Annotated in this window: 17 protein-coding genes, 2 tRNA genes and 1 pseudogene; 6 read left to right on the forward strand and 14 right to left on the reverse strand. The window is 35.8% G+C overall.

Translation table 11 applies throughout. The features are described from left to right. Positions 1 to 95: 95 nt before the first annotated feature. Entirely contained in the window at positions 96 to 944 is an 849-nt protein-coding gene (gene ypfJ / locus E0W73_RS02805) for a KPN_02809 family neutral zinc metallopeptidase (protein ID WP_135220577.1), read from the forward strand. A gap of 459 nt (positions 945 to 1,403) precedes the next feature. On the opposite strand, the gene E0W73_RS02810 is transcribed toward ypfJ, so the two are convergent. The 4 genes from E0W73_RS02810 to E0W73_RS02825 all read right to left on the reverse strand — a co-directional run bounded on the left by E0W73_RS02810 (position 1,404) and on the right by E0W73_RS02825 (position 3,953). Further along, positions 1,404 to 1,477, reverse strand: a tRNA-His gene (locus E0W73_RS02810). A 77-nt stretch (positions 1,478 to 1,554) separates the two neighbouring features. Next, complete coding sequence (gene bshB1 / locus E0W73_RS02815) at positions 1,555 to 2,271, reverse strand: bacillithiol biosynthesis deacetylase BshB1 (protein WP_135220578.1); 717 nt, start codon at positions 2,269 to 2,271, stop codon at positions 1,555 to 1,557. Between the two features lie 182 nt (positions 2,272 to 2,453). Next, complete coding sequence (locus E0W73_RS02820) at positions 2,454 to 3,518, reverse strand: chorismate-binding protein (RefSeq protein ID WP_135220579.1); 1,065 nt, start codon at positions 3,516 to 3,518, stop codon at positions 2,454 to 2,456. A 3-nt stretch (positions 3,519 to 3,521) separates the two neighbouring features. Beyond that, positions 3,522 to 3,953 carry a PaaI family thioesterase gene (locus E0W73_RS02825; RefSeq protein ID WP_091133225.1) on the reverse strand — a complete coding sequence of 144 codons (432 nt, stop codon included), beginning with the start codon at positions 3,951 to 3,953 and terminating at the stop codon, positions 3,522 to 3,524. Between the two features lie 311 nt (positions 3,954 to 4,264). Between E0W73_RS02825 and E0W73_RS02830 the strand changes: the two genes are divergently transcribed. The 5 genes from E0W73_RS02830 to E0W73_RS02850 all read left to right on the forward strand — a co-directional run bounded on the left by E0W73_RS02830 (position 4,265) and on the right by E0W73_RS02850 (position 13,839). After that, positions 4,265 to 5,776 carry a hypothetical protein gene (locus tag E0W73_RS02830; RefSeq protein WP_135220580.1) on the forward strand — a complete coding sequence of 504 codons (1,512 nt, stop codon included), beginning with the start codon at positions 4,265 to 4,267 and terminating at the stop codon, positions 5,774 to 5,776. A 560-nt stretch (positions 5,777 to 6,336) separates the two neighbouring features. Beyond that, positions 6,337 to 9,990, forward strand: coding sequence for a phosphoribosylformylglycinamidine synthase (gene purL / locus E0W73_RS02835; protein WP_135220581.1), 3,654 nt, complete (start codon positions 6,337 to 6,339; stop codon positions 9,988 to 9,990). A 367-nt stretch (positions 9,991 to 10,357) separates the two neighbouring features. Continuing rightward, positions 10,358 to 10,789 (forward strand): hypothetical protein, encoded by a 432-nt coding sequence (locus E0W73_RS02840; protein WP_135220582.1) that lies wholly within the window; start codon positions 10,358 to 10,360, stop codon positions 10,787 to 10,789. A gap of 176 nt (positions 10,790 to 10,965) precedes the next feature. Further along, entirely contained in the window at positions 10,966 to 12,744 is a 1,779-nt protein-coding gene (locus tag E0W73_RS02845) for an AMP-dependent synthetase/ligase (RefSeq protein WP_135220583.1), read from the forward strand. A gap of 183 nt (positions 12,745 to 12,927) precedes the next feature. Continuing rightward, positions 12,928 to 13,839, forward strand: coding sequence for a phytanoyl-CoA dioxygenase family protein (locus E0W73_RS02850; protein ID WP_135220584.1), 912 nt, complete (start codon positions 12,928 to 12,930; stop codon positions 13,837 to 13,839). A gap of 106 nt (positions 13,840 to 13,945) precedes the next feature. Here E0W73_RS02850 and E0W73_RS21545 read toward each other — a convergent pair. The 10 genes and pseudogenes from E0W73_RS21545 to E0W73_RS02895 form a co-directional block, all read right to left on the reverse strand. Then, positions 13,946 to 14,044 (reverse strand): annotated as a pseudogene (locus tag E0W73_RS21545) (DNA polymerase III); the annotation flags it as partial. A 424-nt stretch (positions 14,045 to 14,468) separates the two neighbouring features. After that, positions 14,469 to 14,963 carry a hypothetical protein gene (locus E0W73_RS02860; RefSeq protein WP_135220585.1) on the reverse strand — a complete coding sequence of 165 codons (495 nt, stop codon included), beginning with the start codon at positions 14,961 to 14,963 and terminating at the stop codon, positions 14,469 to 14,471. 316 nt (positions 14,964 to 15,279) lie between these two features. After that, complete coding sequence (locus E0W73_RS02865; protein WP_135220586.1) at positions 15,280 to 16,377, reverse strand: slipin family protein; 1,098 nt, start codon at positions 16,375 to 16,377, stop codon at positions 15,280 to 15,282. A 450-nt stretch (positions 16,378 to 16,827) separates the two neighbouring features. Beyond that, positions 16,828 to 16,886 (reverse strand) — tRNA-OTHER (locus tag E0W73_RS21345). 1,500 nt (positions 16,887 to 18,386) lie between these two features. Further along, positions 18,387 to 19,031 (reverse strand): hypothetical protein, encoded by a 645-nt coding sequence (locus tag E0W73_RS02870; RefSeq protein WP_135220587.1) that lies wholly within the window; start codon positions 19,029 to 19,031, stop codon positions 18,387 to 18,389. A 9-nt stretch (positions 19,032 to 19,040) separates the two neighbouring features. Beyond that, the gene (locus E0W73_RS02875; protein WP_135220588.1) at positions 19,041 to 19,484 is read right to left on the reverse strand and encodes a DUF1569 domain-containing protein; all 444 of its coding nucleotides are present in this window, start codon (positions 19,482 to 19,484) and stop codon (positions 19,041 to 19,043) included. Between the two features lie 92 nt (positions 19,485 to 19,576). Then, positions 19,577 to 20,092: a Crp/Fnr family transcriptional regulator gene (locus tag E0W73_RS02880; RefSeq protein ID WP_244248422.1), complete on the reverse strand. Its 516-nt coding sequence runs from the start codon at positions 20,090 to 20,092 to the stop codon at positions 19,577 to 19,579. A gap of 232 nt (positions 20,093 to 20,324) precedes the next feature. Beyond that, positions 20,325 to 25,397, reverse strand: coding sequence for a DUF4132 domain-containing protein (locus tag E0W73_RS02885; protein WP_135220590.1), 5,073 nt, complete (start codon positions 25,395 to 25,397; stop codon positions 20,325 to 20,327). A gap of 133 nt (positions 25,398 to 25,530) precedes the next feature. Next, the gene (locus E0W73_RS02890; RefSeq protein WP_135220591.1) at positions 25,531 to 25,965 is read right to left on the reverse strand and encodes a hypothetical protein; all 435 of its coding nucleotides are present in this window, start codon (positions 25,963 to 25,965) and stop codon (positions 25,531 to 25,533) included. Positions 25,966 to 26,454: 489 nt separating this feature from the next. Then, positions 26,455 to 26,736 (reverse strand): hypothetical protein, encoded by a 282-nt coding sequence (locus E0W73_RS02895; protein ID WP_135220592.1) that lies wholly within the window; start codon positions 26,734 to 26,736, stop codon positions 26,455 to 26,457. Positions 26,737 to 26,870 lie beyond the last annotated feature (134 nt).

Consider the following 26,870-nt stretch of genomic DNA (forward strand, 5'->3'; position numbering starts at 1 on the left):
CTTTAAAAACTTATTCTGTATTGTTAACACGATATTCATAAAAAAATACATACATTCGTATATCAAAAATCATAAATAAAAGCAAAAGACACAGTATGAAATGGTTAGGCAGAAGACAAAGTGATAATGTTGAAGACCGAAGGTCAATCTCGGGAGGAAAAGCTGTTATTGGAGGCGGAATCATAGGTATAATTATTTTGTTGCTAAACGTATTTGGAGGAGAAACTGGTCAGGCTGTAGGATCTGCGCTAGAACAAATACAGGGCGGACAAAACCAGACAGAAACTGCAGTTCCTTTAAGCAAAGAAGATGAAGAACTTGGTAATTTTGTCAAAGTTGTTCTTGCAGACAACGAAGATATCTGGAGCAAGATTTTTGAAGAAAACGTAATGACCTACGAAAAACCAAAATTGGTTCTTTTTAGAGGCTCTGTACAAACTGCCTGCGGTGGCGCTTCGTCTGCATCTGGACCGTTTTATTGTCCAGGAGACCGCAAAGTCTATATGGATTTAGGCTTTTTTGATGAACTAAAAACCAAATTCGGCGCAAAAGGAGGCGATTTTGCCATTGCGTATGTAATTGCCCATGAAATTGGACATCACATTCAAACCTTGTTAGGAACATCCGCAAAAATGCGTCAGGATCAACAGGGAAAAAGCGAGGCAGAAGCCAATAAACTTTCTGTTGCACTAGAACTTCAGGCAGATTTTTATGCTGGCGTATGGGCTCACTACAATCAGGAAAATTTAGATTCTGGCGATATTGATGAAGCTTTGAGTGCCGCAAATGCAGTTGGCGACGATGCGATACAGAGCAAAATGCAGGGACATGTTGTACCGGATTCTTTTACACACGGAACATCCGAACAAAGGATGTACTGGTTTAAAAAAGGCTTTAAAACAGGCGATATCACACAAGGAAATACATTTGAAGAAATTAGATAATACATTAAGCCAAATATAATAACCACCAGAAAAGGCACAACTTAGCGGTTGTGCTTTTTTAATTTCCAATATTTTTAATTTCAAATTCTAGCAAGATTAGAAACTTGACGAACCTATATAATTTTCCCTTCCTCTAAATTATCCATCAATATATGAAAACATAATCAGCGGTTTCAACCATGCGGGTGAATGTATACAAGCGTTGTGATAGCGTTGCGTTCCAGCGGTTGAAACCGCTGGCTATATTTGATATACTGAAAGTTTAGTTTCTCAGGTATCACTTTACTATCTAGTTAATAGTTTTTGAGCCTTTTTTCTATTCAGATTATGCAATCTTTTGCCTAATCCTCAACTTTTGCCATTGATTCCTGATCCATTTAAAATGAACTTATATAACTTATATGGTTCAAAAAAAAAAGCACAAAAAAAGCCTTGAATTTCTTCAAGGCTTTAAATCTGGGTGGCTGACCGGGTTCGAACCGGCGACCCGCGGCACCACAAACCGCTACTCTAACCAGCTGAGCTACAACCACCATTTTTGCTTAGCGAGTGCAAATATAGAACAAAGGTTGAGTTCTACAAAGAAAAAAATGAAAAAATTTCATAAAAATTAAATCAAATTCTCTAAACTATTGACTGCCAAACACCTTTCAACAGTAAATCCTTCAGCGAAATCTTTACCAACCAGCCTTCCTAAGTCCTGCGCACGATAATTCAAGCTTTCAAAAAAGTTTTTACTTGTAATCGGCGTAGCGGGTTCTTTTGAATCCGGGTCGTAAAACTGCGTTTTGTAAGCCGCAATCGCTTCTATTTTTTTCTTTTCGAAACCTGTAATATCCACAACAAAATCAGGTTCGATGTTTTTCCACTGAATATAATGATACACCAATTTTGGTCTCCACGCTTCTTGTTTCTCTCCACCAACAGAAGTTTCGATTTTCATCAAACCCGATAAAAAACAGGCATCAGAAACGAGTTTGCTTCCTTTTCCGTGATCGATATGGCGATCGTCGATTGCGTTGCATAATACAATTTCTGGTCTGTATTTTCGAATCATTTTTATGACCTCTAATTGATGTTTTTCGTCATTCACAAAAAAGCCATCACGCATACGTAGATTTTCACGCACCACAACTCCTAAGATAGCCGCAGCAGCTTTAGCTTCTTCATCACGGATTTCGGCAGAACCTCTGGTTCCTAATTCTCCGCGCGTCAAATCTACGATACCCACTTTTTTACCAAGTGACACTTCTTTTAAAATGGTTCCCGCACAACCCAATTCAACGTCGTCTGGATGTGCTCCAAAGGCTAATATGTCTAGTTTCATTTGTTTTTTGTTTGTTTTGTTTCAGGTTTCAGGTTTCAAGTTGCTTGGACATAATTTAACCGCAAAGATCGCAAAGATTTACGCAAGGTTTGCAACTAAAAAATTTAGCGTTCTTAGCGTAAATCTTTGCGAACTTTGCGGTTGAACAAACATGCCAACAACTTGAAACTTTAAACATGAAACTATTTTTTCAATACTCTTTTCATCGTCATCGATTTGTTGACGCTTTCCTCCCATTCTTTTTCGGGAATACTTTCTTTTGTGACACCGCAGCCCATGTATAAAATCGCTTTTTCGTCCTGAATCTGCATGCATCGTAAATTTACAAATAAATCAGAACTGGTTTCTGTTTCGCCAAAAGTGCTGTTCAATTCGCCTAGAAAACCTGTGTAAAAAGTTCGGTCGTAATTTTCATTTTCTAAAATAAATGCTTTCGATTTCTTTTTAGGAAGCCCGCAAACAGCTGGAGTTGGATGCAAGGTGTCGATCACTTCTTCTAAAGTCGAATTTTCTTTTAAGACTCCCGATATATCGGTTTTAATATGCCAAATCGAACCAGCCTTCAAACTGTAAGGCTCCGAAACTATAACCGAAGCCGTAAATTCGCGAAGTCTTTTTACAATAAAATCGGTTACAAATTGCTGTTCGTCTTTTTCTTTTTGCTGCCAAACAATTTCAGATTGCAAGTTATCTTTCTGCGTTCCTGCCAAAGCCATGGTTTCAAAAACATTTCCGTTGGCTTTTAGCAGTTTTTCGGGAGTAGCTCCCATCCAAAGCCCAATTTTTGGATGAAAGAAACAGTAGCAAAAAGTTGCTGGATACAGTTGCACTAAATGCTGAAAAGTTTCGACAAAATCAAATGCAGCCAAAGCGACTTCCTCGCTTCTAGACAAAACCACTTTTTTGAATTCTTCATTTTTAATGGCTTGGATTCCTTGTGCCACTAAATATTCATATTGAAATTTAGATTCTGGATCAAAAACCAAATCATCTATTTCAATTGATTCAAACAAAGTGGGTTGTTTTTCTGAAATAATAACCTCCGATTCGTTTTCCGGAATTAAGATTAATTGTTTTTCATCAAAAGAAGCAAAAACAAATCCTTTTTCACTGTAATCTGAAACGGTATGCAAAGTACTATTTTGTTGCAAAACACCAATAAGATTGTCAGTATTGGGCTTAGAATAAAGAACAAAAGGCAAATTCTGCTCTTTGTGGTTTTTAATTTTTAAGAAAAATGGATTCATACTTTACTCACTTTTCTTTCTTTCCAAAACCATATTGGTCAATTTGCAAAGCGAAACCAAGTTTCCGGCTTCATCTGTAATTTTAATTTCCCAAAGATGCAAACTTCTTCCTTTATGAATAATTCTGGCCGTACCAAAAACATAACCCTCACGAATACTCTTAAGATGATTGGCAGAAATTTCGATGCCTCTTACCTCCTGCTCTTTCGGATTGATAAAAAAGAAAGAAGCCGCACTCCCTACACTTTCCGCCAAAGCTACAGAAGCACCGCCGTGCAATAATCCCATGGGTTGATGAACACTTGGATTTACAGGCATTTTTGCAGTTAAAAAATCTTCGCCGGCGTCGATATATTCAATTTTCAGCGTTTCCATCAATGTATTTTTAGAAAACTCATTGCATCGCGCTAAAATCTGTTCTTTTGTATAATTCATTAAAATAATCTTTAAAATCGTAAAATTAAAGAAAGATAACACACAAATCTAAAATCGGATTCTAAAATTTAAAATTCGACTTTAAAGGTGTAGGTTTTTTGTTATTTTTACAAAAACAATCGAAATCAATCTTTGGCTTTTTTTTGCCACAGATTTTTTTTTGAAATAGCCACGACTCGACCGAAGGGACAGACGAAGTAATTGCACAAATTTTCACAAATTTTTATTCAATTTAATTCGTGAAAATTCGTGTAATTGGTGGCAAAAAATCTTTTCAATCCTTTTAATCTGCGGCTAAAAAAAACATTCAAATGCGTCAATACTTTGCACTTTTAATTCTCGGAATAATTTTGGCTTTTAGTTCGTGTAGAACTGACTTTGATACTGTTGCCAGTACTGGAGATTTGAAGTTTTCCAAAGACACGGTTTATTTGGATACCGTTTTTAAAAACATCGGTTCGAGCACTTATCAGTTAAAAGTTTACAACCGAAGCAAAAATGATATTTCGATTCCGATTATACAGCTAAAAAAAGGCTTAACGTCAAAATACCGTATGACCGTTGACGGAATGAGTGGCAACAACGGGAAAATTTTTAACAACGTCACGCTTTTGGCGAAAGACAGCCTCTACATTTTTATAGAAACTACCGCCGACATTACCGATGCCAATCCTACTGATTTTTTATATACCGATGAAATTCAGTTTGACAGCGGTGTTAATCTACAGGAAGTAGCCTTGGTGACTTTGATTCAGGATGCTGTATTTTTGTTTCCAAAACAAAATCCCGACGGAACAAAAGAGAAAATCCAAATTGACGGCAAAGCTGTTGATGGATTTTACTTGAATGAAAACGATTCCGAAAACGGAAATGAATTGGTTTTTACAAATCAGAAACCTTATGTCATTTACGGTTACGCTGGAGTTCCTGAAGATAAAACTGTGACTTTTAATGCTGGGGCGAGAGTTCATTTTCATGCCAACTCAGGATTATATGTCGGAAAAAATGCCTCGCTTCAAATCGATGGAACAGCTTCAACAACGGAAAAACTCGAAAATGAAGTAGTTTTTGAAGGAGATCGTTTAGAATCACTTTATTCCGATATTCCGGGGCAATGGAAATCTGTAATTCTTTCAAAAGAAAGCAAAAACAACACAATCAATCATTTGACCTTAAAAAATGCTGTGATTGGTTTGGACATCCAAACCCAAAACAATCCGATTTTGATTCAAAACACACAGATTTACAACTGCGCTCAATATGGAATCTTAGCCCAAAATTCAGAAATAAACGGCGTAAATATTGTAATCAACTACAGTGGTTTAGCCTCTCTTTCATGTGTTTACGGAGGAAGTTATAGTTTTACGCATTGCACCTTCAACAACAATTGGCCTAGTAGTTCGCAGTTTGCCGTCAACATTAGTAATTCTTTGGCTGGCGCTAGTCCGGAAGCAAATCCGCTCACGAAAGCCATCTTCAACAACTGCATAATTTACGGATCGGGAATTAATGAGTTCAATCTTTCCAAAAATGCAAATGCTGCATTTGTATATCAGCTGAACAACTGTTTATTAAAATTCAGCAGTTCGTCTTCCAATCCTTTGTATCAATTTAAGACCGATACGGAACATTATAACAATATTATTCTAAACGAGAATCCGAAATTCTATAAACCTTCTGAAAACAAATTTAATATTGATAAAACTTCTGCCGCTTTTGCGAAAGGGAATCAGGCCTATGCAATTCCGTTGGATATTTTAGGAATTACTAGAACTTCTCCACCTGATTTGGGTGCTTATCAAACTCAGGATTTTTCTAAGTAGTTTTTTTTTGCCGCTAAGGCACAAAGTTTTTTTGCTCAAAAAGTCGTGAAGTCGCGAAGCTTTTTATACAATATTCCGCCAAATTTGTCATTTCGACGAAGGAGAAATCTCCACGAGAAGCTCGACAAAGATTGGATTATCGTTGCGGAGCTACTTACGAAGATTTCTCCTTCGTCGAAATGACAAAACATACTTAAAAAAAAAGAAAATTACTACAATTGTCGTTTGGTTAAAATTATTTTTTCAAAATTTATACTTTTTGATCATTCCCTGATTTCGTAATTTTTGCAAATCCATTCATCTAAAGACATTACATTTATGAACTTTAAATTTTTATTTTTTTTCTTCTAAAAGTTTAATATTACAGAACATATCAAAAAAGAAAATTTAGTAAATCTTTAAATTTTACCAAAGACCGAAACCTCTTGATTTTGCGTCTTTTTGGTAGAAAAAATGCAAGAAAAAAGCAATTTCATTTTTTTTCTAAAGAGATGGTTTTCAAATTTGCGCTTACTATTTATTTACACTAAATTTGCAGCTCAATACAACAAACTACACAAATGATCCATTTCTTTGAAAACCAAAGCAAAACTGTTTTTGCCGTACAAACGCAAAACGAAATTTCAGCTCAAGACATTTCAAAATTAAACTGGCTTTTTGCCGACGCGAATAAGATCGAGAAATCTGCATTGGCAGGTTTTTTTGTTGGACCACGCGCAACTATGATTACACCTTGGAGTACAAATGCTGTAGAAATTACTCAAAACATGGGAATTTCGGGCATTATCAGAATCGAGGAATTTCATCCTGCAACGGAAGATTTCACTGATTTTGACCCAATGCTTTTCCAAAAGTTCAATGAATTAGATCAAGAAATCTTCACTATCAACATTCAGCCAGAACCAATTTTGGAGATTGATGATATTGCTGCTTACAACAAAGTAGAAGGTTTGGCTTTAAGCGAAGAAGAAGTTGAATATTTAAACAATCTTTCGACTAAACTAGGAAGAAAATTAACTGACTCTGAGATTTTTGCTTTCTCACAAGCGAATTCAGAGCACTGCCGCCACAAAATCTTCAACGGAACATTTGTTATTGATGGCGAAGAAAAAGAAACTTCTCTTTTCAAATTAATCAAAAAAACATCTCAGGAAAATCCTAACGATATTGTGTCTGCCTATAAAGACAACGTAGCTTTTGTAAAAGGACCAAAAGTGCAGCAATTTGCACCAAAATCGGCAGACAAACCTGATTTTTACGAAATAAAAGAATTTGATTCTGTAATCTCATTAAAAGCCGAAACACACAATTTCCCAACTACTGTTGAGCCTTTCAACGGAGCTGCAACTGGATCAGGAGGAGAAATTCGTGACCGTTTAGCGGGCGGACAAGGATCGTTACCATTAGCTGGAACTGCTGTTTACATGACTTCATATTCTCGTCTAAAAGAAGACAGAAAATGGGAAAATGCTGTTGAAGAAAGAAAATGGCTGTACCAAACTCCAATGGATATTTTGATCAAAGCTTCAAACGGAGCTTCTGATTTCGGAAATAAATTCGGTCAGCCACTTATTACAGGTTCTGTTTTAACTTTTGAACACGAAGAAGAAAACAGAAAAATTGGTTACGATAAAGTAATCATGCAAGCGGGTGGAATTGGCTACGGAAAATTAGATCAATCTATCAAAAAGAAACCACAAGAAGGCGATAAAATCGTAATTCTTGGAGGTGAAAATTATAGAATCGGAATGGGTGGTGCTGCGGTTTCTTCTGCAGATACTGGCGCTTTCGGTTCAGGAATTGAGTTGAACGCGATTCAGCGTTCAAACCCGGAAATGCAAAAACGTGCCGCTAACGCGATTCGTGGTTTAGTAGAAAGTGACAATAACCCAATTGTTTCGATTCACGATCACGGAGCTGGCGGACACTTAAACTGTCTTTCTGAATTGGTGGAAGAAACTGGAGGTTTAATCGATTTAGATAAATTGCCTGTTGGAGATCCAACACTTTCTGCAAAAGAAATTATCGGTAACGAATCTCAGGAAAGAATGGGATTGGTTATTGGTCAAAAAGACATCGATACATTACAAAGAATCGCTGATAGAGAGCGTTCTCCAATGTACGAAGTTGGAGATGTAACGGGAGATCACCGTTTTACTTTCCAATCCAAAACTAACGGTTCTAAACCAATGGATTATGCTTTGGAAGATTTCTTCGGAAGTTCTCCAAAAACGGTAATGACTGATAAAACTATCGATAGAAAATATGCTGCTGTTGCTTACGACAGTGCAGATTTTGAAAGCTACTTAAAAGACGTTTTACGTTTAGAGGCAGTTGCTTCAAAAGACTGGTTAACGAATAAAGTGGACCGTTGTGTTGGAGGAAAAGTAGCCAAACAGCAAAATGCGGGTCCGTTACAATTGCCTTTGAACAATGTCGGCGTAATGGCTTTGGATTTCTTAGGAAAAGAAGGAATTGCAACTTCTATCGGGCACGCTCCTATTGCGGCTTTGATTGATCCTGTTGCAGGTTCTCGAAATGCAATTGCAGAATCGTTATCAAACATTATCTGGGCTCCAATTAAAGATCAATTAAAAGGAATTTCATTATCTGCCAACTGGATGTGGGCTTGTAAAAACGAAGGCGAAGACGCTCGTTTGTATGCTGCTGTTGAAGGTTGTTCAGAATTTGCAATTGAATTGGGAATCAACATTCCAACTGGAAAAGATTCACTTTCAATGAAACAAAAATATCCAAACGACGAAGTAATTGCGCCTGGAACGGTTATTATTTCTGCTGCTGGAAACTGTACTGATATTAAAAAAGTAGTGGAGCCTGTTTTACAGAAAAACGGAGATTCAATCTATTATATCAATTTGTCTCAAGATGATTTCAAACTTGGAGGTTCCTCTTTTGCACAAATCAGAAATACGATCGGAAACGAAACGTCTACAATTAAAGACGCTTCTTTCTTTAAAAATGCATTCAACACCATTCAGGAATTAATCGGCGAAAGCCAAATCTTAGCAGGTCACGATATCGGAAGCGGCGGTTTGATCACTACTTTATTAGAAATGTGTTTTGCTGATGTGAATTTGGGTGCTAAAATTGATTTCTCTGCTTTTGCAGAAAAAGACTTGTTGAAAATCCTTTTTGCTGAAAACATCGGAATCGTATTCCAAGCAAAATCTGATGCAACTGTTGAAGCTAAACTAAATGCAAACAACATCGAATTCTTCAAATTAGGTACAGTTCAAAGCAAACCAAGTTTGGAATTTGGAATTTATAATTTGGATATTCCAACTTATAGAGACGTTTGGTTCGAAACTTCTTATTTGTTAGATCAAAAACAATCTAAAAACGGAACAGCAAAAGCTCGTTTTGAAAACTATAAAAACCAGGTTTTAGAATATACTTTCCCTGCACACTTTACAGGAAAAGCACCAGTAATCGATAATTCGAAACCAAGACCAAAAGCAGCTATTATTCGTGAAAAAGGAAGCAATTCTGAGCGTGAAATGGCGAATGCTATGTACTTGGCTGGATTTGATGTAAAAGACGTTCATATGACCGATTTAATTTCTGGTCGTGAAACACTTGAAGATATTCAGTTTATCGGAGCGGTTGGAGGATTCTCTAACTCAGACGTTTTAGGTTCTGCTAAAGGTTGGGCTGGAGCTTTCTTGTACAACGAAAAAGCAAAAACAGCGTTGGATAATTTCTTTAAAAGAGAAGACACACTGTCTGTCGGAATCTGTAACGGATGCCAGTTGTTTATGGAATTGGAAGTGATTAATCCAGAACACGAAGTTCACGGAAAAATGCTGCATAACGACAGTAACAAACACGAAAGCATCTTTACTTCTGTAAAAATTCAGGAGAATAATTCGGTTATGCTGTCTACTTTGGCAGGAAGCACTTTGGGAGTTTGGGTTTCTCATGGAGAAGGTAAATTTAATTTGCCAATGGGTGAAGAAAACTACAATATTGTTTCTAAATATGCTTATGAAGGTTATCCAGCAAATCCGAACGGTTCTCATTACGATGTAGCGATGATGTGCGATAAAACGGGAAGACATTTGGTTACAATGCCTCACATTGAGCGCTCTACTTTCCAATGGAACTGGGCCTATTATCCAAACGACAGAAATGACGAGTACACTCCTTGGCACGAAGCTTTCGTTAATGCCAGAAAATGGATCGAGAAAAACTAAGAAATATATTTTTGATGAAAAGCGCCCGAATTATCGGGCGTTTTTTTTTGATAGCCACGAATTCACCAATTTTCATGAATTTTTAGTTTTACCAAGATTAGTAAAAATTCGTGCAATTTGTGCCAAAACAAACTATTAAAATTATTCTAGCCAAACTTCACGATATCTTAATACAACTCTTGATATTAAGGAAAAACTATTGCGAAATCAGTTTTTTGCAGTGTATATAGTGAATTCTAAAGCAGTACTATTAAAAAATTGATTCCTGTGTTTTTTAAGGGTGGTTCTATTAAAATTTTGCGTTATATTTAGCTCCGAAATCGTTAAGATTTTCCCCAACCCAAAAACACTTAAACCTATGTCAAAAATGAAAACCATCTCACTGCTATTTGCTGTATTTTTTTTGTTTGCAACAAAATCCTTTTCGCAAGTCGAAGTAAACCAAATCACCTACAATTCTAAATCGCGTTTTATTACTACAACAATCGGATATCCTGCTCCGGGAACTTATGCTCCAATTGGCATGAAAGAACCGATAACCGTTTTAAATCCAGACGGAACAGGTTTTATACAATCTGATGATAAAAGCAGAAAAAAGATGAATTGGGGAATCGAATGTACGGAAGAAGGAGTGCCTATTTTCAAAGAAGGATTTAATAGCGCCACTTATACATTCTGGTATCGCCCTAACGACAGCAGCGAATGGAGTTACTCGCAGTTTTCTATTCATTTTGCGAAGAAAAAAATGTTCTTAATGGGCGAAAGAGTAAAAGTCTACGAAGACTACAACGTTCAATAAGCATTCAAACAGCATTTCAAATTAAATATTTCTTGTTTTTTAAGAGAAAACCATATCAAAAAGAAAACGTTTTCGTTGTTTTTTAAAGCAGTCGTAAATTTTCCGATAAAATTCCATAAAATTAAAAATCATTTCTAAATTTTATTTAATTTGCAATAAAATTCAATATATTAAACATGGTTTCAATCACACGCCTTTTTGATTTTCCCTATTATCAACAAGAAACTTATAACCTTCCGGTTGCTCTGGCAACTAAAAAAAATGGAGTCTGGGAAAAAACATCCAGCCAGGAATATATTGCAAAAGCGAATGCCATTTCGAGAGCTCTGCTTCGAATGGGTGTTCAAAAAGATGATAAAATAGCTTTAATCACTTCGAACAACAGGACGGAGTGGAATATAATGGATATCGGAATCCAGCAGACAGCTGCACAAAATGTTCCGATATACCCTACAATTGCCGAAGAAGATTACGAATATATATTGAATCATAGCGAAAGCATTTATTGCTTTGTTTCTGATACAGAAGTTCTTCAGAAAGTAAATGCCATAAAAGCCAATGTACCTTCTCTAAAAGAAGTGTATTCTTTTGATGAGATTGAAGGCTGCAAACACTGGTCTGAACTTTTGACGCTCGGTGCAGATGAAAGCAACCAAAACGAAGTTGAAGCCAGAAAAGATAGCATTAAAACAGATGATTTGGCTACAATCATTTACACCTCGGGAACTACTGGAAAACCAAAAGGCGTAATGCTTTCTCATAAAAACATTGTTTCAAACGTTCTGGACAGTTCTCCTCGAATTCCTTTTAACGCTGGAAACAGTACGGCTTTGAGCTTCCTTCCTATCTGTCATATTTTTGAAAGAATGATTTTATACATTTATCAATATTATGGCGTATCGGTTTATTTCGGAGAATCTATTGAGAAAATCAGTGACAACTTAAAAGAAGTAAAACCTACTGTTATTACTGCTGTTCCGAGACTTTTAGAAAAAGTGTACGATAAAATTTATGCGAAAGGAGCCGAACTTACTGGCATCAAGAAAAAACTGTTTTTCTGGGCTATTGATTTAGGTCTGAAATATGAGCCATACGGAGCAAATGGTTTTTGGTATGAATTTCAATTAAAAATCGCTCGTAAGCTTATTTTCAGCAAATGGAAAGAAGGTTTGGGCGGAAGATTGGACTTAATGGTTTCTGGAAGTGCAGCTCTGCAGCCACGTCTAACAAGAGTTTTTGCTGCTGCAGAAATTCCGGTGATGGAAGGTTACGGCCTAACCGAAACCTCTCCAGTAATTGCCGTAAACGATCAAAGAAATCGAGGCTTTAAGATTGGTACTGTTGGAAAACCGATTCAGAACCTTGAAATTAAAATTGCTGAAGATGGCGAAATCCTGCTGAAAGGACCAAATGTCATGCTAGGTTATTACAAAGACCCTGAAAAAACGGCCGAAGCGATACAAGACGGTTATTTTCATACGGGAGATATCGGCGAAATCGACAGCGAAGGCTTCCTTAAAATTACGGATCGTAAAAAAGAAATGTTCAAAACTTCTGGCGGAAAATACATTGCACCGCAGATGACTGAAAATGCAATGAAACAATCTCGTTTTATTGAACAGATTATGGTTGTTGGTGAAGGTGAAAAAATGCCGTCTGCCTTTATTCAGCCAAATTTTGAATTTGTAAAAGAATGGGCCAAAATCCATAAAATCAATATAGGAACCTCAACGGAAGAAATCAGTAAAAATCCTGATGTCATTAAAAGAATCGACGAGGAGGTTGAAGCAATAAACAAAAAATTCGGTCACTGGGAACAAATCAAACGTTTTGAGCTTACTCCCGATGTCTGGTCTATAGACGGAGGACAACTAACTCCGACTTTAAAATTAAAACGTAAAATCATTAAGGAAATCTACAAAGATCTTTACGCAAAAATCTACGGAAATAATTAAATCAAAATAATGTAACCAAAGAGAAAACGGCTGTCCTTATCAAGGTAGCCGTTTTTGCTATTTATAGGAAAAGGTTATTGTCATTAAAGTTTTTCCAGAAATCAAAAAAAGGGTATTTTTACTTTGAATACCAAACTATAAATCGCGTATTTTTGGGTTTATCACACTTATAATCGAAAAATCATGTCGTGGACTATCCTGGAACAATTTTGGAGACGCAACGTAAATCCGGAAAACACAAATGCAGATTTCAGCAACTGGGATTACGAAATTAAGGCCTTGTATCAATTAGGAATTGGCATGGAAGATGCTTTGCAGTTTATTCATTTTGAAAAACCCGATTTTGAGACGTTTAAAACATGGATCAATAACCGAAAACGAGTTGATTTTGAAACCACAGATCTAACAGAAAATGTCCTTTCTGAACATGACCTTGAATTCTGGAACCAAAACGGCTATGTGGTGGTTAAAAACGCCATCTCGAAAGAAGACTGCAAAGACACACAAGATGCCATCTGGGAATACCTTAAAATGAATCCAGAGCAAAAAGAAAGTTGGTACATTCGGCATGAAAATCAAAAAGGTCTGATGCTTAATTTTTCAGATCATGAAACGTTGAATCGCAATCGTTTTTCGCCGAGAATTAAAAAAGCTTATGAACAGCTTTATAAGACCAACAAAATCTACAAAACGATAGATAAAGTTAGTTTTAATCCGCCTGAAACCGAAAATTTTACTTTTCTTGGAAGTTCTCTTCACTGGGATATCAGTTTAAAAAAACCGCTTGCATCAGGATTACAGGGACTGCTCTACTTAACCGACTGCGGACCAAATGATGGCGCTTTTCACTGTGTTCCTGGCTTTCATAATCAAATCGACAATTGGCTTGACGATATTCAACTAGGCGAAAATCCTAGAGACAAGGCAGTTCTTACTTTAAAGCCAAAACCAATTACTGGCGATGCAGGAGATTTTATAATCTGGCACGGTACATTACCTCATTGTGCAACGCCTAATAGAGGAGAAACTCCGCGAATGGTGCAATATCTTACTTATCTACCCGATGATTACAATGTAGCTGGAGAGTGGATTTAAATTAATACCACTCCACAACCCGCATCATAAGAAAACTGTAAATAACACATTTACAGTTTTCCTTTCTGCGACTATCATCTATCGTTTGACAACTAAAAATCAAATTCTACTTCTTAAGGCACCAATTCAAAATCTTGGCAATATTTTTTGCATCGTCTATACCCCGATGATGTGTTCCCTCCAACGGAATATTGAGCATCTGTAATCTGTGGCTAAAAATTTTTAACCGCAAGGGCGCAAAGATTTACGCAAAGGGACGCTAAGTTTTTATTCTCTCGCAGATTTTTTAATCCTTTTACTCTGTGTAATCTGTGGTTAAAACTTTTTAACCGCAAGGGACGCAAGGGTTTACGCGAGGGACGCTAAGATTTTTTCACGCAGATTTGGCAGATTTTAGCAGATTCAACAGATTTTTTAATAATCCTTTTAATCTGTGTAATCTGTGGCTAAAACTTTGCGAGTCTTTTTAACCGCAAGGGGCGCAAAGGTTTACGCGAGGGACGCTAAGATTTTTTCACGCAGATTTGGCAGATTTTAGCAGATTCAACAGATTTTCTAATAATCCTTTTAATCTGTGGAATGTGTGGCTAAAAAAAAACTTTGCGTCTTTGCGCCTTCGCGGCAAACCATTAGAAGAACATGCTTTTGAAATCCAGAAAGAAACTTATCTTCTTCTTTTTCTCAAGCTTTTTCTCAGAATTCTTTTTTTCAAAAACTGCTTTAACCTTTTCAATCCGTTTAACTGATTTTATTTCTTCCGTTTTAGAATTTTCGTAAAACTTTTTGAAAGGTCTTGGATGAAAATCTACCAAAATAGCAGCCATATTTATAGCGTCAATATTTGACAAATCTGTTTCTCCTTTAAAGAAAGTTTCAATAGGTCTGAACTTGTCTTTTTTCTCCTTGAACTTATTCTTTTTGGTATGATCAAAATCCAGAGACAGGAAGTTACTGAAGACATTCAAGTCATCCTTCGTTGGATTATTTTCGAAAATAAGCCAACACAAATCACGCAGTTTTCCACGAGAAGGCTTGTACAAATAATCAAAGTATTTCCCTCCTTTTTCTATCTCATATTTATTTATAATCGCTTTTTTATATTTTTTTAGTGTATTGTTTTGCATGGTATTTTTTATTTTGCATTCTTGGGAATCTCAGGAAAGACTAGGTATTCTTGAGATTCCAGTGCAAGCTTAAAAACACCTTTAGCTTACTGGATAACTACCTCTAAATGGGGTAATCTCTAGACTTAACCTTCTTTTTCCATTGCTTAATGTGTTCCGCATTTACCTCTTTGACCGAGGCAAACGCAGATTCACTAAGCTCAACTATACCGTCTTGACCAAACTGATGGCACGACGTAAAACCTATTTCTTGATTCATCCTTAAATTTTTATTATTAAACTTAAACTATCAACATTTACTGCTAATGGCTCTATTTTACTTTACGAAGATTTCTTTCAATTGACCAATTACGTTTCCGCCGCCTGAAATGGTGATTTCACCAATCTTGTCTGCAATTTTCTCCACGTATTCCATCTCTTTCAACTTCCACAACATTTCATTTTCTTCCATCAGCTTTGCTGTGTTTAGCAAACTTCTTGTTGCGGCCGTTTCTTCTCTTCTCATGATGCTGTTCGCCTGTGCTTTTTTCTCCGCAACCAAAACCTGATTCATGATTTCTTTCATATCGCCTGGAAGAATTACATCTCTTATTCCGGCATCTGAAATTTTCAAACCTAAGTTTTCGATTTTTGAAGCCACTTCTGCCAGAATTTCTTCGGCAATAGCATCTTTTTTGTTTAACAATTCATCCAAGGTCAAACCTCCGATAAAAGCTCTTAAAGCCAATTGCATTGCTACATACAACTGCTTTTCAAAGTCCTTGTTTTCTATCAAAGCTTTCATGATATCAACCACTTGGTATCTCACAAAGAAATTGATTCTCAATCCTGCTTTATCTTTAGTCAACAATTCCTGACCTGATATTTCAACTTGCTGTTGTCTCATATCGATTGTTTTTACTTCGATTGTAATCGTGTTGTTCCAGAAGTAATGTGTTCCAGATTTCAACTCTTTTACAAAAGTTCCGTTCACAAACAACAACGCTTTATCATTGCTCGCTACCACAAACTTTCTTACGAAGTATCTCATTTTCACATTTTCCAATAAGTTTACCTTAATGTCTTCTGTTATTTCGATTTTTGACAAATCAGCTTTTGTGAATTCATTTTTCACAATTCCTTTCCAGAAAGCATATCTTCCTGGAGTTAAAACTTCCTTAAAGTTTCCGTTCACAAACTGTAATACAATTTCGTTGTCGGCAACCTCAACAATTTCAAGCATTGAAGCCAAAACTTCATTTTCCAATAAAATATTCAATTCAAATGGAGCCTGAAAAACGGCATTCATATCGTAGATCAACACATTTTTGTTTCCAAAAATCCAGTGTAAACCTTCTTCTACTACTTTCACTAATTTTCTGTTCTCGAAGACCAAGCCCACTTGGTATGCTCCGATTTTAATTTTCTTTATCATGGTTATTTTGTTTCAGGTTTAAAGTTTCATGTTCCGAAATCTATAAAACCTCTATCCTCTATTATCTTTATTCTATTTTATTTAAAAGTCAAACGTCTAACATTTAACTTATAACTTCCTTTAATAAAAAACCTCCTTGCCTTTATCCTCCGAAAAAAGCGGGTGAAAAGTTGTCATTTGTTTACCTGAGTTGTTTCCGATTATCTTTTGTCTTCATGATCCCCAAATCATTTTAACAATCAAACCGAAAAGAAAACAAGTGTTTCAAAAAACAGTACTTTTCGCACTGGCTTCATCATGAGTGTGAAATTTTAGTCCTGAAGAATCTGGATCTTATTTTCACTGACAAAGACAAATCAGTTTTTCTAACTGGTCATCTTTTTAAGAGTGATGGTCTCTACTGTTTACAGATTTTCAGTCTGTTGACTAGCCACTTGTCTAACCGAGTTATAGTCGGTGCAGGATTCGAACCTGCGTAAACATTCTATTACTCTACCAACTGAGTTACCGCATTACTGCGGATGGGAATCGAACCCATGACACATAGATCGTACGATAGTTTTATGGAAAACCATCAAAACCTCCAAATAAAGTTGCATAGAAAAACATGATACGCTTTCGCGAAAAGTTCCCTACAATGGTGCTATACAGAAACACTCAACCGGACTTGTTTGATATTTTTAAACAAAGCCTAAACTTTATTGTATTTCAGTTTTTAAAAGAACTTTTATTTCTTATTCAAATATTCAAATTACACTACGCAATTATTTTGCGTACATTTTTATTTTTTGCCACAAAGGCGCCAAGGCTCAACGTTTTCTTTTTATATCTTCTCAAAATCTTTGCGACTTTGTGTCTTGACTCCCGATAGCTATCGGGATTGCAAGAATATTGCTCGCTAATGCATCTTTAGAATCTCTCGCAAAGCTTTTTAATTCTTGATAGCTTTTTAAACCTTCGCGTCTTAGGGCCTTCGTGGCAAAAACCAATAAGCATAAAAAAAACACCCGATCAAAGGTGCTTTACAAAATTCAACGTGATATAACTATCCTATTGCCAATATTGATGCACCTGTATTGTGAAACGTCCAAGATTAAATCTTGCGCTTACTGGTAATCCGTATGATATTTTATTTTGTAAAGCCATTTTATATGCTGTATATATTTTAAAAATTCTTGTTATTATTTGAAACGCTGTGTTTCAATTTTGTTCGGCAAAGATAATGTCGAAAAAATCATATTTGCAAATATTTTTTAAGATTACTTTTCTGACCATCAATTAGTTATACTCAAAATTAAAACAAAGAAATTCCTGTCCGCAAACCGATGCAGATTTATCTTTTTAGCAAATGACTATTACTCATTAGATTACTTCTCAAGATTATATTTCGCTATTTTGATTAATCATTAAACATTTGGTCAATTATTTTTTTAGTTTTTTTTAGATAAGACTTCTTTTTAATCATTTTCCAATCTCCTTTTTGTACTATTCGACGAAATCAAATTGTCTAAAAACAAAAAAGCGCCCTACAATGTGGACGCTTTTTCTATTTTATGATGAGTTTGACTCTAAATTTTACATTTAAATTTCATAAAAATACATATTGCATCCTGATACTTTAGCCGGAAGTGATCCTGCTAAGTGGTCAAAATATTTTGCTATTGAAAGTCTCATATGTATTTTTCTGTTTTTAATTACGGGCACAAATGTAGTTCAATTTATATTAATTTAACAAATTTTTCTGAAAACAAAATTTTTACAACAAAACGCACCAAATAGTTTCTAAATTGAAATTAATTCTGTTTGGACACGGATTTTACGGATTCGCTATTGCGAAAACGCGGATTTAAACGGATTTTTATATTTATTTATTATGATGAAGAAACCTAACAGGTTTTTAAAACCTGTCAGGTTTAATATAAAATACTTAATTAAACGTACCTCTTATCAATCTGGCTCAAAATAGTTGGATATTGAATTTCATTGTTTTATTCTCTAATGTAATATAGTCAGTTGTGTCTATAAGTTTTTATCATCAAAAGATGCGAGACAAAAACAATTGGAACAATGCAAGCAGGTAAGTAAATAAATGGAAATTGCAATACCGCAATATTGGGCTGATCAAATGCTAATTGTTGCAAAGGTAATGGAGATGAGAGTATGGCAATAGTAACAATTGTTGTTAAAAAAATAAGCCCAACTATATTCCAAATCAAAATGAATATTTTGGAAAATCTGCTTTTTGTGCACCATGAATAGAGCAGTAAAAACAATGCCGTTATACCTATCAATATATCAAAATTCCAGCCTTCAAAAGTCATTAAAATTGGAACTTTCTTTAGAAGAAACAATTCATAAAGTACCAATTCAACTGGTAATCGAAGTGCGTGAATGGCTAATATGAAGTTGATATTGAGATTGTTTTTATTTACTATTTTAAATAGAAACATCGATAAGCAGACTGAAACCAACATTACTACCAAAAATCTTGGTGGCTTTACCGAAGTGTTTGTAAAATATCCACTATACGAAACTACACCCACCACTAGTATCCATAAAGCAGTTACAAGCAAAACCCTTTTGTTCTTACCAGTTCCATAATAAAACAGAAGAAAAGACAAAAGAGCTATGATAATAAAAATGACTGATAGCATAGCAAACGTTTAATGGCCGAACTGCCTTAAATGATGATCAGTATGTTTGTAAACATAATTCCCAATTTGTTCTGTTGTCATTTTTCCGAAAAACGGATGAAGAAATTTGGGATTAGAGAACGTTGCGTAAGCCTGCAATAGTTCAATCCATTTGATTCGTTCGTTTTCAAAATTTCCTTTTCCTGTAACTTTCATTTCGGGATGTGTGGGCTGATTTTTTTTTATTGGGGATTCGTTTTTCAGAATGCTTTTTAAAGCCATACCTCCAAATAATTTGCCAATAAATAAACGCTTGTACAATTTCTTGCCCAGAAACATTTCTTCGCTCAATGTGCAATGTTTCAGCATTTGGTAAGCATCCATTTTTCCCCATTGGGCTTTACTGGTTGCTTGTAATGAATTTATTCTGTTTACTAATTCCGTAACGGTTTTGGCGTCAAATATTGTTTTCATTTTCCATTTCTTTAAAGTTTTATTTTGTGATGTATTAACCATGCAAACCTACACTCATCAAAAAAAATAAAACTTGTCATAGGGCAAGAAAACTATTTGCCTGAAATTTCTTTTCGTATACGGCTTAATGAAGTGTCAGTAATACCCAAATACGTCGCAATATATTTTAGGGAAATATTTTGAACAATATGTGGTTTTTCTTTTACAAGCCTGATGTATCTTTCTTTGGCTTGGTCAGCAATCATAGATACGCTTTGCTTTTTTAATGAAAAATAACTGTTCACAAGTGTGGTTCGCCCTTGCTCTCTAAAACTTTGTATGCTGTGAAAAAGTTGCTGAAAAGTTTCAAAGTCTAACTGCCAGCACACACAATCTGTCAAAGCCTGAATATTTTCTCTAGTTGGGTTTCTAAGAAAAAAAGAAATCCAGTCGATAACAATGTCTCCAGCAGTATAGAAATTTGTGGTAATGTCATTGCCTTTTGTATCTACCACATAAGAACGCACAAAACCACTTTCAATAAACCAATAATGATTTTCAGTTTTGCCTTCATTTAACAGATAATCATTTTGTGAAAAAGTTACTTGCTTGAATTTAGGAATAATCATTTCCAACTCTTTCTTCGAAAAGTCATTCACTTTAAAAATATTGTTCAAAAAATGTTGCTCTATCATTGTTTTGATTTTGTGTTAACGTTCTGTGCTATCCATTAACAAGTAAATTTACTACATATTCGAGCAATCGAGTACAATAATTTTATTCCGTTTCATATTTATTTTTTGAAATCTTATTAAGACCTAACAGGTTTTTAAAACCTGTTAGGTCTAATCAATATCTTAATTATGCATAAGTCTTATCAATCTGGCTCAAAATAGTCGGATCCTGAATTTCATTGTCTTTAGCAAACAACAAAACTTTAGACATTACTTCAGCCGATTTTGGATCGTCGTCTGCAAATGGCAGGAACAAACGTCCTCTGTGCTGTGAATGAATTGGCAGTACCGATAAATATTTACCCGGAAGCTGATGTACCACAGCGCTTCCTAAATGCACGCTGTATTCTGCCAATTGTCCTTTTATGATGGCGTGGTTTCCTGTAATTTCGACATTCTTGATTTTGAACAAACGCAATGTTTCTCTCAGTAAAACCGCTCTCATTTCGATAGAAGAATGACTCGCTTCAGGATCTACACCTCCGACATGGGCAACGCTTACAACTAAATCAATATCACGCATTACTTCTGAGAAGATTCTCGGATTGATATCTTCAAAAGCTACGTTTTTATAATCTTTTAATGAATGAAATTCAATTGTTTCCAAAGTCGGACTCTCGACATCTGCCGGAGAGAACCAGTCGGCCAAAGCATACATTTTTACCTGATAGCCTTCTTTATGGAAAACTTTCTGTAATCCTTCTTCGTAATCTACTTTCCAGCCTCTTCCTTTTAACAATGCTAAAGTCTGATTTGGCTGTACTTGATGTCCTGCATAACGTCTTGAAACTGATTTCTCTTTTAATTCGTCAGGTGTTGGAACATACAATTCTCTAAAAATCTGTTTAAACGGCTGTTGCAGTTTATTATCAAAACAATATTTCTGATAATCTGTCCAAACATTATTTTTATGCAAATCAAAACAGTGTGCAATTCTAAAAGTCTGTTTTTCGTTTAACGAAATCATTTCTCCTAAAGCCGTTACCAGATTTCCGTCTACATAAAAACCTATTTGATTTTCGTTGGAAATAAACACCAGTTTTTCTAAATGCTTCGAAATAATCGGATGTTCGAAAAGATTCTGCATTTCTGCGAATAAAAACTCATCGCCACGAATCATACTTTCTTCCAAACCTTTTCTTGAACGTGTCCATTGCTCGCGCATGGTTTTACGATAATTCGTTAGTTCCAGAATTGCTTTGTCTTTTTTGTATTTCGGCGGAATCGATTTTAATTCTTTATCGCCTTTATACGTAACCAAATCGGCTTTTCCTTCTTTGTTGATGACCAAACTGATGGTTACATCATCTAGTTTAACTTCAGTTTCTTTAGATAAAATATTCTGAATTTGTTTGGTTTCCATCGCCCAGGTTAAACGAACAGGGTCTGGATAACCTGCATTTCTAGCAAGGTTTTCTAACGCCACACGAATTGCCAAAGCTTCGCTCGCCTGTTTCATCGAACCAAATTCTTTGCTTTCTTTTTTAAACTGCTGTAAATATTCGTAACGCGCCAAAATATCTTTCTCTGGACTTGCTTTGCTCAAAGGCACCAAACCGTAAACACGCAAATAATCCTGATCGCGTTTGTCTTTTACTTTGGCTGTAACTTCTCTAATTTTCAAATCGCCTGTAATCGTGTCTGCATATAAGCGCGCGCGACGATGCCCGTTTCCGTCTGTTACATATTTGGCCGATTCATACAGCATTTCCCATTTGGCTTTGCCTAATTTTTTATAAGCCGAAACGAACCAATCTTTGTCAACCGCTCCGTCTTTAAAATCCTGTAAATCGATAGAAGAGAATTTTGCCACCTCACTTTCCAATTCCGAATTGACAGCGCTGTAACTTGCTGTTTTAGTATGCGCATGGAACCACCAGATTCCTTCGTCTAGACCTTTCCAATCTAAATAATTGCTGATGAACTTTTGCCATTGTGGCGCATAAATAGCGGTCTGAATTAATCTTTCTTCTGAGATTTTAGCTTTTTTAACGGCATCATTAAAAATTTGCTGTGTATCTGATTCTAACGGATAACATCTTTTCAGCAAATAACTGAACAGTTTTTGTTTCGTCAATTCGGTATAACTCCACGAATAAATGTAGCCTTTGTACAAACTTGCTTTTCCAAGTGCGGTAAGCATTTCGACCAAACGATTGATACCGTAAATTTTCTGAAAACTCTGCACCAAAGGCGTAACCGAAGTATTCGAATCGCCTCTTTTAACCTCAACATCCAAAAATGCTTCGCGGATTTTATCAATCATTGCAACCAGGAATGGGAATCTTACCAATAATTCTTCACTTCCAAAATGTCTGTAATGTCTCGTTCCGCCTGTTAAAACCGAAATTCTTTCTGGTTCCAAAATACCTTCGTACAATTCGCCTTCTGTAATTAAGTTCTGTTCAAAAGCAGTAGCGTATAAATGAATCGGCGGTTTGGTGTACGAAATATTTCTTTCCAATCCGTTTAATTGTCTCCATCTGTACAAGTTCCAAAGCTTGTTTTCCTGATCTTTGGTTAAAATTCTTAAATCTATTTTGTTTAGATAAATATCAAAAAAGCCCTGATTCTGCCAGCCGTTTCCGTTACCAGAATTGTAATAATATTGGTCTTTTCCCGGTTTGTATTCAAACTCCAAAACAGACTGCGGAAGATCGGCATACAAAGTCGTACAAGCATCAATCAGAAAATCTGTTTCTTCGTTAAAGACATATTTTAGCTTTAAAGCATTTAGAATATTCAGAATCGCATTGTCCCAATCGTAACCTCTTTTGTTAGGGTGCGGTAACAATTCTTTATAATAAAAAACATGTTTTTCTAGGAAATCTCGCCACACTTTTCGGTCGCAATTGCTTACCAAAGTCATTAAAAACAGATCTCTTTCATTCAGTCCAGAATTTTCAAACCAGCCAGACCAAACTTCATATAAAGGATAATTTTTAGCCAAAACTTCCTTGTCTTTTTCGTCTTTCAGATTTTTTAACTGTCTGAAAGTATTTCCAAGCAATACCGTTTGTTTGCTGTTATCGTAATTTTCAATTTCGTATTCATAATTTCGGTTGTCCTCAAATAATTGATACAATTTCGAAATTTCATTTTTAATGTGCGACATCGATTTTGAAAAACCGTATTGCTCAGTCTTAACCGATTTGGCATACAAAGAATCGGTTTCTACTTTTGGCAAAGCATAAGCTGAAATCTGATTTGGTGTAAAAAATCCGTATCCGTTTTCGGCGCTTAACAGGTTTTTCTTTTGCGACGGTTCTAACTGCTCGATAAATTTGGTTTCTTTTTCGGTGATTTTTGGTCTTGCCGAATACGCTTTTACCCAATCGTTTACTTTATCGGTCAGTTTGTTGTTTTTCTGCAATTGCAACATAATATCCAAAGCCGACATACGTTGTTCCATATCGCCTTTTTCTACAATGGTCTCTACAAAAGAAACTATATTTTGGTCTTCCTGTTTTAGTAAAATCGATGTTAGGTTTTTCTTTAAATTAGAATTTTTACGCTTGTACAATTCCTGAAAAGTTCCCAATTCTTCAGTGGTAAGCGTTAGATTGTTCAACGTACAGATTGCCGAAGCCACAAGAGATTCTCCCCTGTCTTTTAAGATTCTTAAAGCAAAACTTCTCTGGAAATCGGTTGGTGCTTTTTTCTCTTTTCCAGCGTTGCTTTGGAAACTGTAAAACGAATAACAGTAATAATCGCCCAGAATCTGACGCGTCAGTTTTTCTCTTAAATTGATAGAGAAACTCTCGAACTGACCTAAAATCAGCTCTAATCTGTCGTTATGATCGCCAATTAAATTAATGGCAGACGAATACAAAGTATCTTTTTCGAACTTCGCATGCAGCCATGAAAATACTTTTCCTTCAAATGTTTTTTCTTTTACCGTTATCGTCTGTGCCAGATTATAGACTTTATTGAAGAAATCCGGATAATCGGCATTTTCTATGTAATATTTCGATTTGGTGTTGGCATCCAAAAGCGCGTTCATTCTTGGAACGGCAAATGCCAAAACCTGAAGATTTTCGTCGTCTAAAGCTTTAAAATAAAGCGGCATTTCGATATACGGATCGGCAGTTTCTCCGGCAAATTTTAGCGCCAGACATTTCTTTTCTACCGAACCTTTTTCCAATAATTCATGCAAAAACGGAACTGTTTTCTCAACATCTAAAACACCCTGAACCCAAAGTGCCATATAGGCTTCGTTGTTATTTTTACTGCGGATGCCTGTCGGAATGGTTTCGGGATTCGAAAAATAACCGTAAGCCAAATCCAGAATATTGCGAACCGTCGTTTCTTTTTCAGCTTCCCAGCCTAAACCTGTCCACGTATCGATAGCTCTTACGACTGATGAAAAACGGCTCAGTTTATTATCGATAATCACTTTGATCATAAATTGCAAAGCGCCAATACTGGTTTCGTCCAACGCTTCCAGAACCACCTGACGCAATCCTTCCTGACGCTGTGCCGAGAGCAATAATTTTTCTACCAATTCCCAGTTTTCTTTTTTCTCACTGTTTAAAAGCGCTTTGATGATATTTCGGGAAACTTTTCCCTGCGGGTCTTTATTGAAAATAATATCTTCAAAAAGCTCATACAGATTTTCTTTATCTGAATCAAGTGCCGACGACCAAATCATAAACTGGCTGTGCGAGTTCGAAATCTCCGTATCGTAGCGAATCTGATCTTCGATACTCAAATTGTAGTAAAATGTCTTGCCGTCTTGATAATTGTACTTGCTGGCGCCGTTTAGCAAAGAACGCAGAAAATTAACCTGATTCACCAATAGATATTTCTTGTGATTTGGTGCTCTAAAAGAACGTCTGGAATATCCCGTCTGATACATTTTTTGCGGCAGTCTGTTCCAAGCATCTTTTACAAAAACGGCATTTTCTGGTCCGAAAAAGAAAACCAAAAGGTCATAATAGTTTTTATCTTCCCAGATATTTTCTTTTACCAGCTTTTCGAATTTTTCGGCTTCTTTTGAGCCTAAAGAAATATAATTGCCGTAATAATTGTCCTGAAACTTTACCAATTCCAAGCCAAATGCAGCGACTTCTTTTTTGAGTTTTGACCCCGTAAGTAATTTCGTAACCACATTGCTGTTTACAATTTCCTCCAGTTCTTTTTTGAATCTCTTAATCGGATTCTCGATTACTTTGCTTTTTAATAAATCTTCAATTGTCATAATTTTTACAGTTATGAGTTATGGGTTATGAGTTGCAGAAAACAACACATAAATTAGTTTTAATTGAATTTTGTCATTGAAATTGCCATTGCAAAAACAATTTTTAATTCTCAATTTTTAATTTTTAATTGATTTACCAGTAGCTTCCCGCCAAGAACGTAAGCCTGATAAAAGTGATGGATTTGTTTTTGGATAAATCGATTACCTCGGTTAAAGTTTCGAGCTGGTCGTCGCCGTAAAAAACAGCGTATAAACCATCTTCAAAAGCTATAATGGCATTTTCCTGAGCTTTGGCCAAATCGACTTTATTGTGGTTATAAAGCGCTCCAAAACCCACTTTTCCGGTATCGGTTAAAATGGGGAGATAATTTTCTTTTGGAAGATGGATTTTGTCTTCGTCCTCAAACTCAAAAGAAGAAGAATGAAATAATTGTACCTGATACTCTACAATCGATTCAATCAGTTTTTGTGTGGTAATGACAGGATTTTCTATAGCCAGCGCTATACTTTTGTCCTGAAGAAGGGGGTGTTTTTTTCCTAATTGTTTTACTGAGATGCTTATATTCATCTTTAATTGGCTTTTATTTTTGAGGCGGTAATGTAAGAATTTTAAATCATTTTATTCTTAAAATAATGTCTATTTAATGTTAAAAAAAATATTAGAAATAAACTCTTGAGCACAATTATTTTTCGTTTCGTTTGTCATTTCGAGGAACGAGACTCGAGCGATAGCGAACAGGCGAAGCAAATCTTCGCGAGTAACTCCACAAAGTAAACCCAATCTGTGTCGAATCCCGCGTGCGATTTCTCGTTCCTCGAAATGACATACTGGACGAATTGACGGCGTTTTGTCATTTCGACCGAAGGGAGAAATCTCCACAAGTAGCTCTACAAAGATTGGCTCACGAAGATTTGCTTCGCCTGTTCGTCTATCGCTCGAGTCTCTTCCGTCGAAATGACAAGATTGTGGAAACTATTTTCTATAATCTCTTTTATAAAATTACAAACCAATACTAAAAAAATACCCTGCAAATTGGTATTTGCAGGGTTTAAGTTTTTATTGGGCTAATTTACGATTGCTACTACAAGCCTTATAAATCTGTTTCTCTGAAAATGGCGATAAGGTTTCTACCAGATTACGGCTGGTTCTTAAACAGCTCAGGATTTTGTGCCTTAAATTGATATCGTCGCCAAACTCTGTATGCATTAAGAGCTCGAAGATTTCCTGCAAATACAGGGGCTGTTCTTTGTAATCTCCCTCAAACAATTCGTCTGAAAGGAAATTAATTACGGATGGCACTACATCACGATGTGTTGGTTTTTGATTTTCTTTTGACATTTTCGAAAATATTTAAACGCACGAAGCCCTCATCTTCGGTTGTGTCAAAACACTACAAGGAGTGGAATTAGGGCTATCACTAGCTCCAGCAACGTGAATGAGGGATTCGCTTATTATTAACTTGTATTAAGTTT

Source organism: Flavobacterium foetidum, assembly GCF_004634245.1.
GTDB classification, from domain to species: Bacteria; Bacteroidota; Bacteroidia; order Flavobacteriales; family Flavobacteriaceae; genus Flavobacterium; species Flavobacterium foetidum.

Excerpts from the sequence above, each read along its gene's own strand:
- E0W73_RS02825 (WP_091133225.1), bottom strand. The coding sequence starts at position 3,953 with ATGAATTATACAAAAGAACAGATTTTAGCGCGATGCAATGAGTTTTCT.
- ypfJ (WP_135220577.1), top strand. The coding sequence starts at position 96 with ATGAAATGGTTAGGCAGAAGACAAAGTGATAATGTTGAAGACCGAAGG.
- E0W73_RS02860 (WP_135220585.1), bottom strand. The coding sequence starts at position 14,963 with ATGCAAAACAATACACTAAAAAAATATAAAAAAGCGATTATAAATAAA.
- purL (WP_135220581.1), top strand. The coding sequence starts at position 6,337 with ATGATCCATTTCTTTGAAAACCAAAGCAAAACTGTTTTTGCCGTACAA.
- E0W73_RS02880 (WP_244248422.1), bottom strand. The coding sequence starts at position 20,092 with ATGATTATTCCTAAATTCAAGCAAGTAACTTTTTCACAAAATGATTAT.
- E0W73_RS02895 (WP_135220592.1), bottom strand. The coding sequence starts at position 26,736 with ATGTCAAAAGAAAATCAAAAACCAACACATCGTGATGTAGTGCCATCC.
- E0W73_RS02820 (WP_135220579.1), bottom strand. The coding sequence starts at position 3,518 with ATGAATCCATTTTTCTTAAAAATTAAAAACCACAAAGAGCAGAATTTG.
- E0W73_RS02845 (WP_135220583.1), top strand. The coding sequence starts at position 10,966 with ATGGTTTCAATCACACGCCTTTTTGATTTTCCCTATTATCAACAAGAA.
- E0W73_RS02870 (WP_135220587.1), bottom strand. The coding sequence starts at position 19,031 with ATGCTATCAGTCATTTTTATTATCATAGCTCTTTTGTCTTTTCTTCTG.
- E0W73_RS02850 (WP_135220584.1), top strand. The coding sequence starts at position 12,928 with ATGTCGTGGACTATCCTGGAACAATTTTGGAGACGCAACGTAAATCCG.
- E0W73_RS02890 (WP_135220591.1), bottom strand. The coding sequence starts at position 25,965 with ATGAATATAAGCATCTCAGTAAAACAATTAGGAAAAAAACACCCCCTT.
- E0W73_RS02875 (WP_135220588.1), bottom strand. The coding sequence starts at position 19,484 with ATGAAAACAATATTTGACGCCAAAACCGTTACGGAATTAGTAAACAGA.
- E0W73_RS02885 (WP_135220590.1), bottom strand. The coding sequence starts at position 25,397 with ATGACAATTGAAGATTTATTAAAAAGCAAAGTAATCGAGAATCCGATT.
- E0W73_RS02840 (WP_135220582.1), top strand. The coding sequence starts at position 10,358 with ATGAAAACCATCTCACTGCTATTTGCTGTATTTTTTTTGTTTGCAACA.
- bshB1 (WP_135220578.1), bottom strand. The coding sequence starts at position 2,271 with ATGAAACTAGACATATTAGCCTTTGGAGCACATCCAGACGACGTTGAA.
- E0W73_RS02830 (WP_135220580.1), top strand. The coding sequence starts at position 4,265 with ATGCGTCAATACTTTGCACTTTTAATTCTCGGAATAATTTTGGCTTTT.
- E0W73_RS02865 (WP_135220586.1), bottom strand. The coding sequence starts at position 16,377 with ATGATAAAGAAAATTAAAATCGGAGCATACCAAGTGGGCTTGGTCTTC.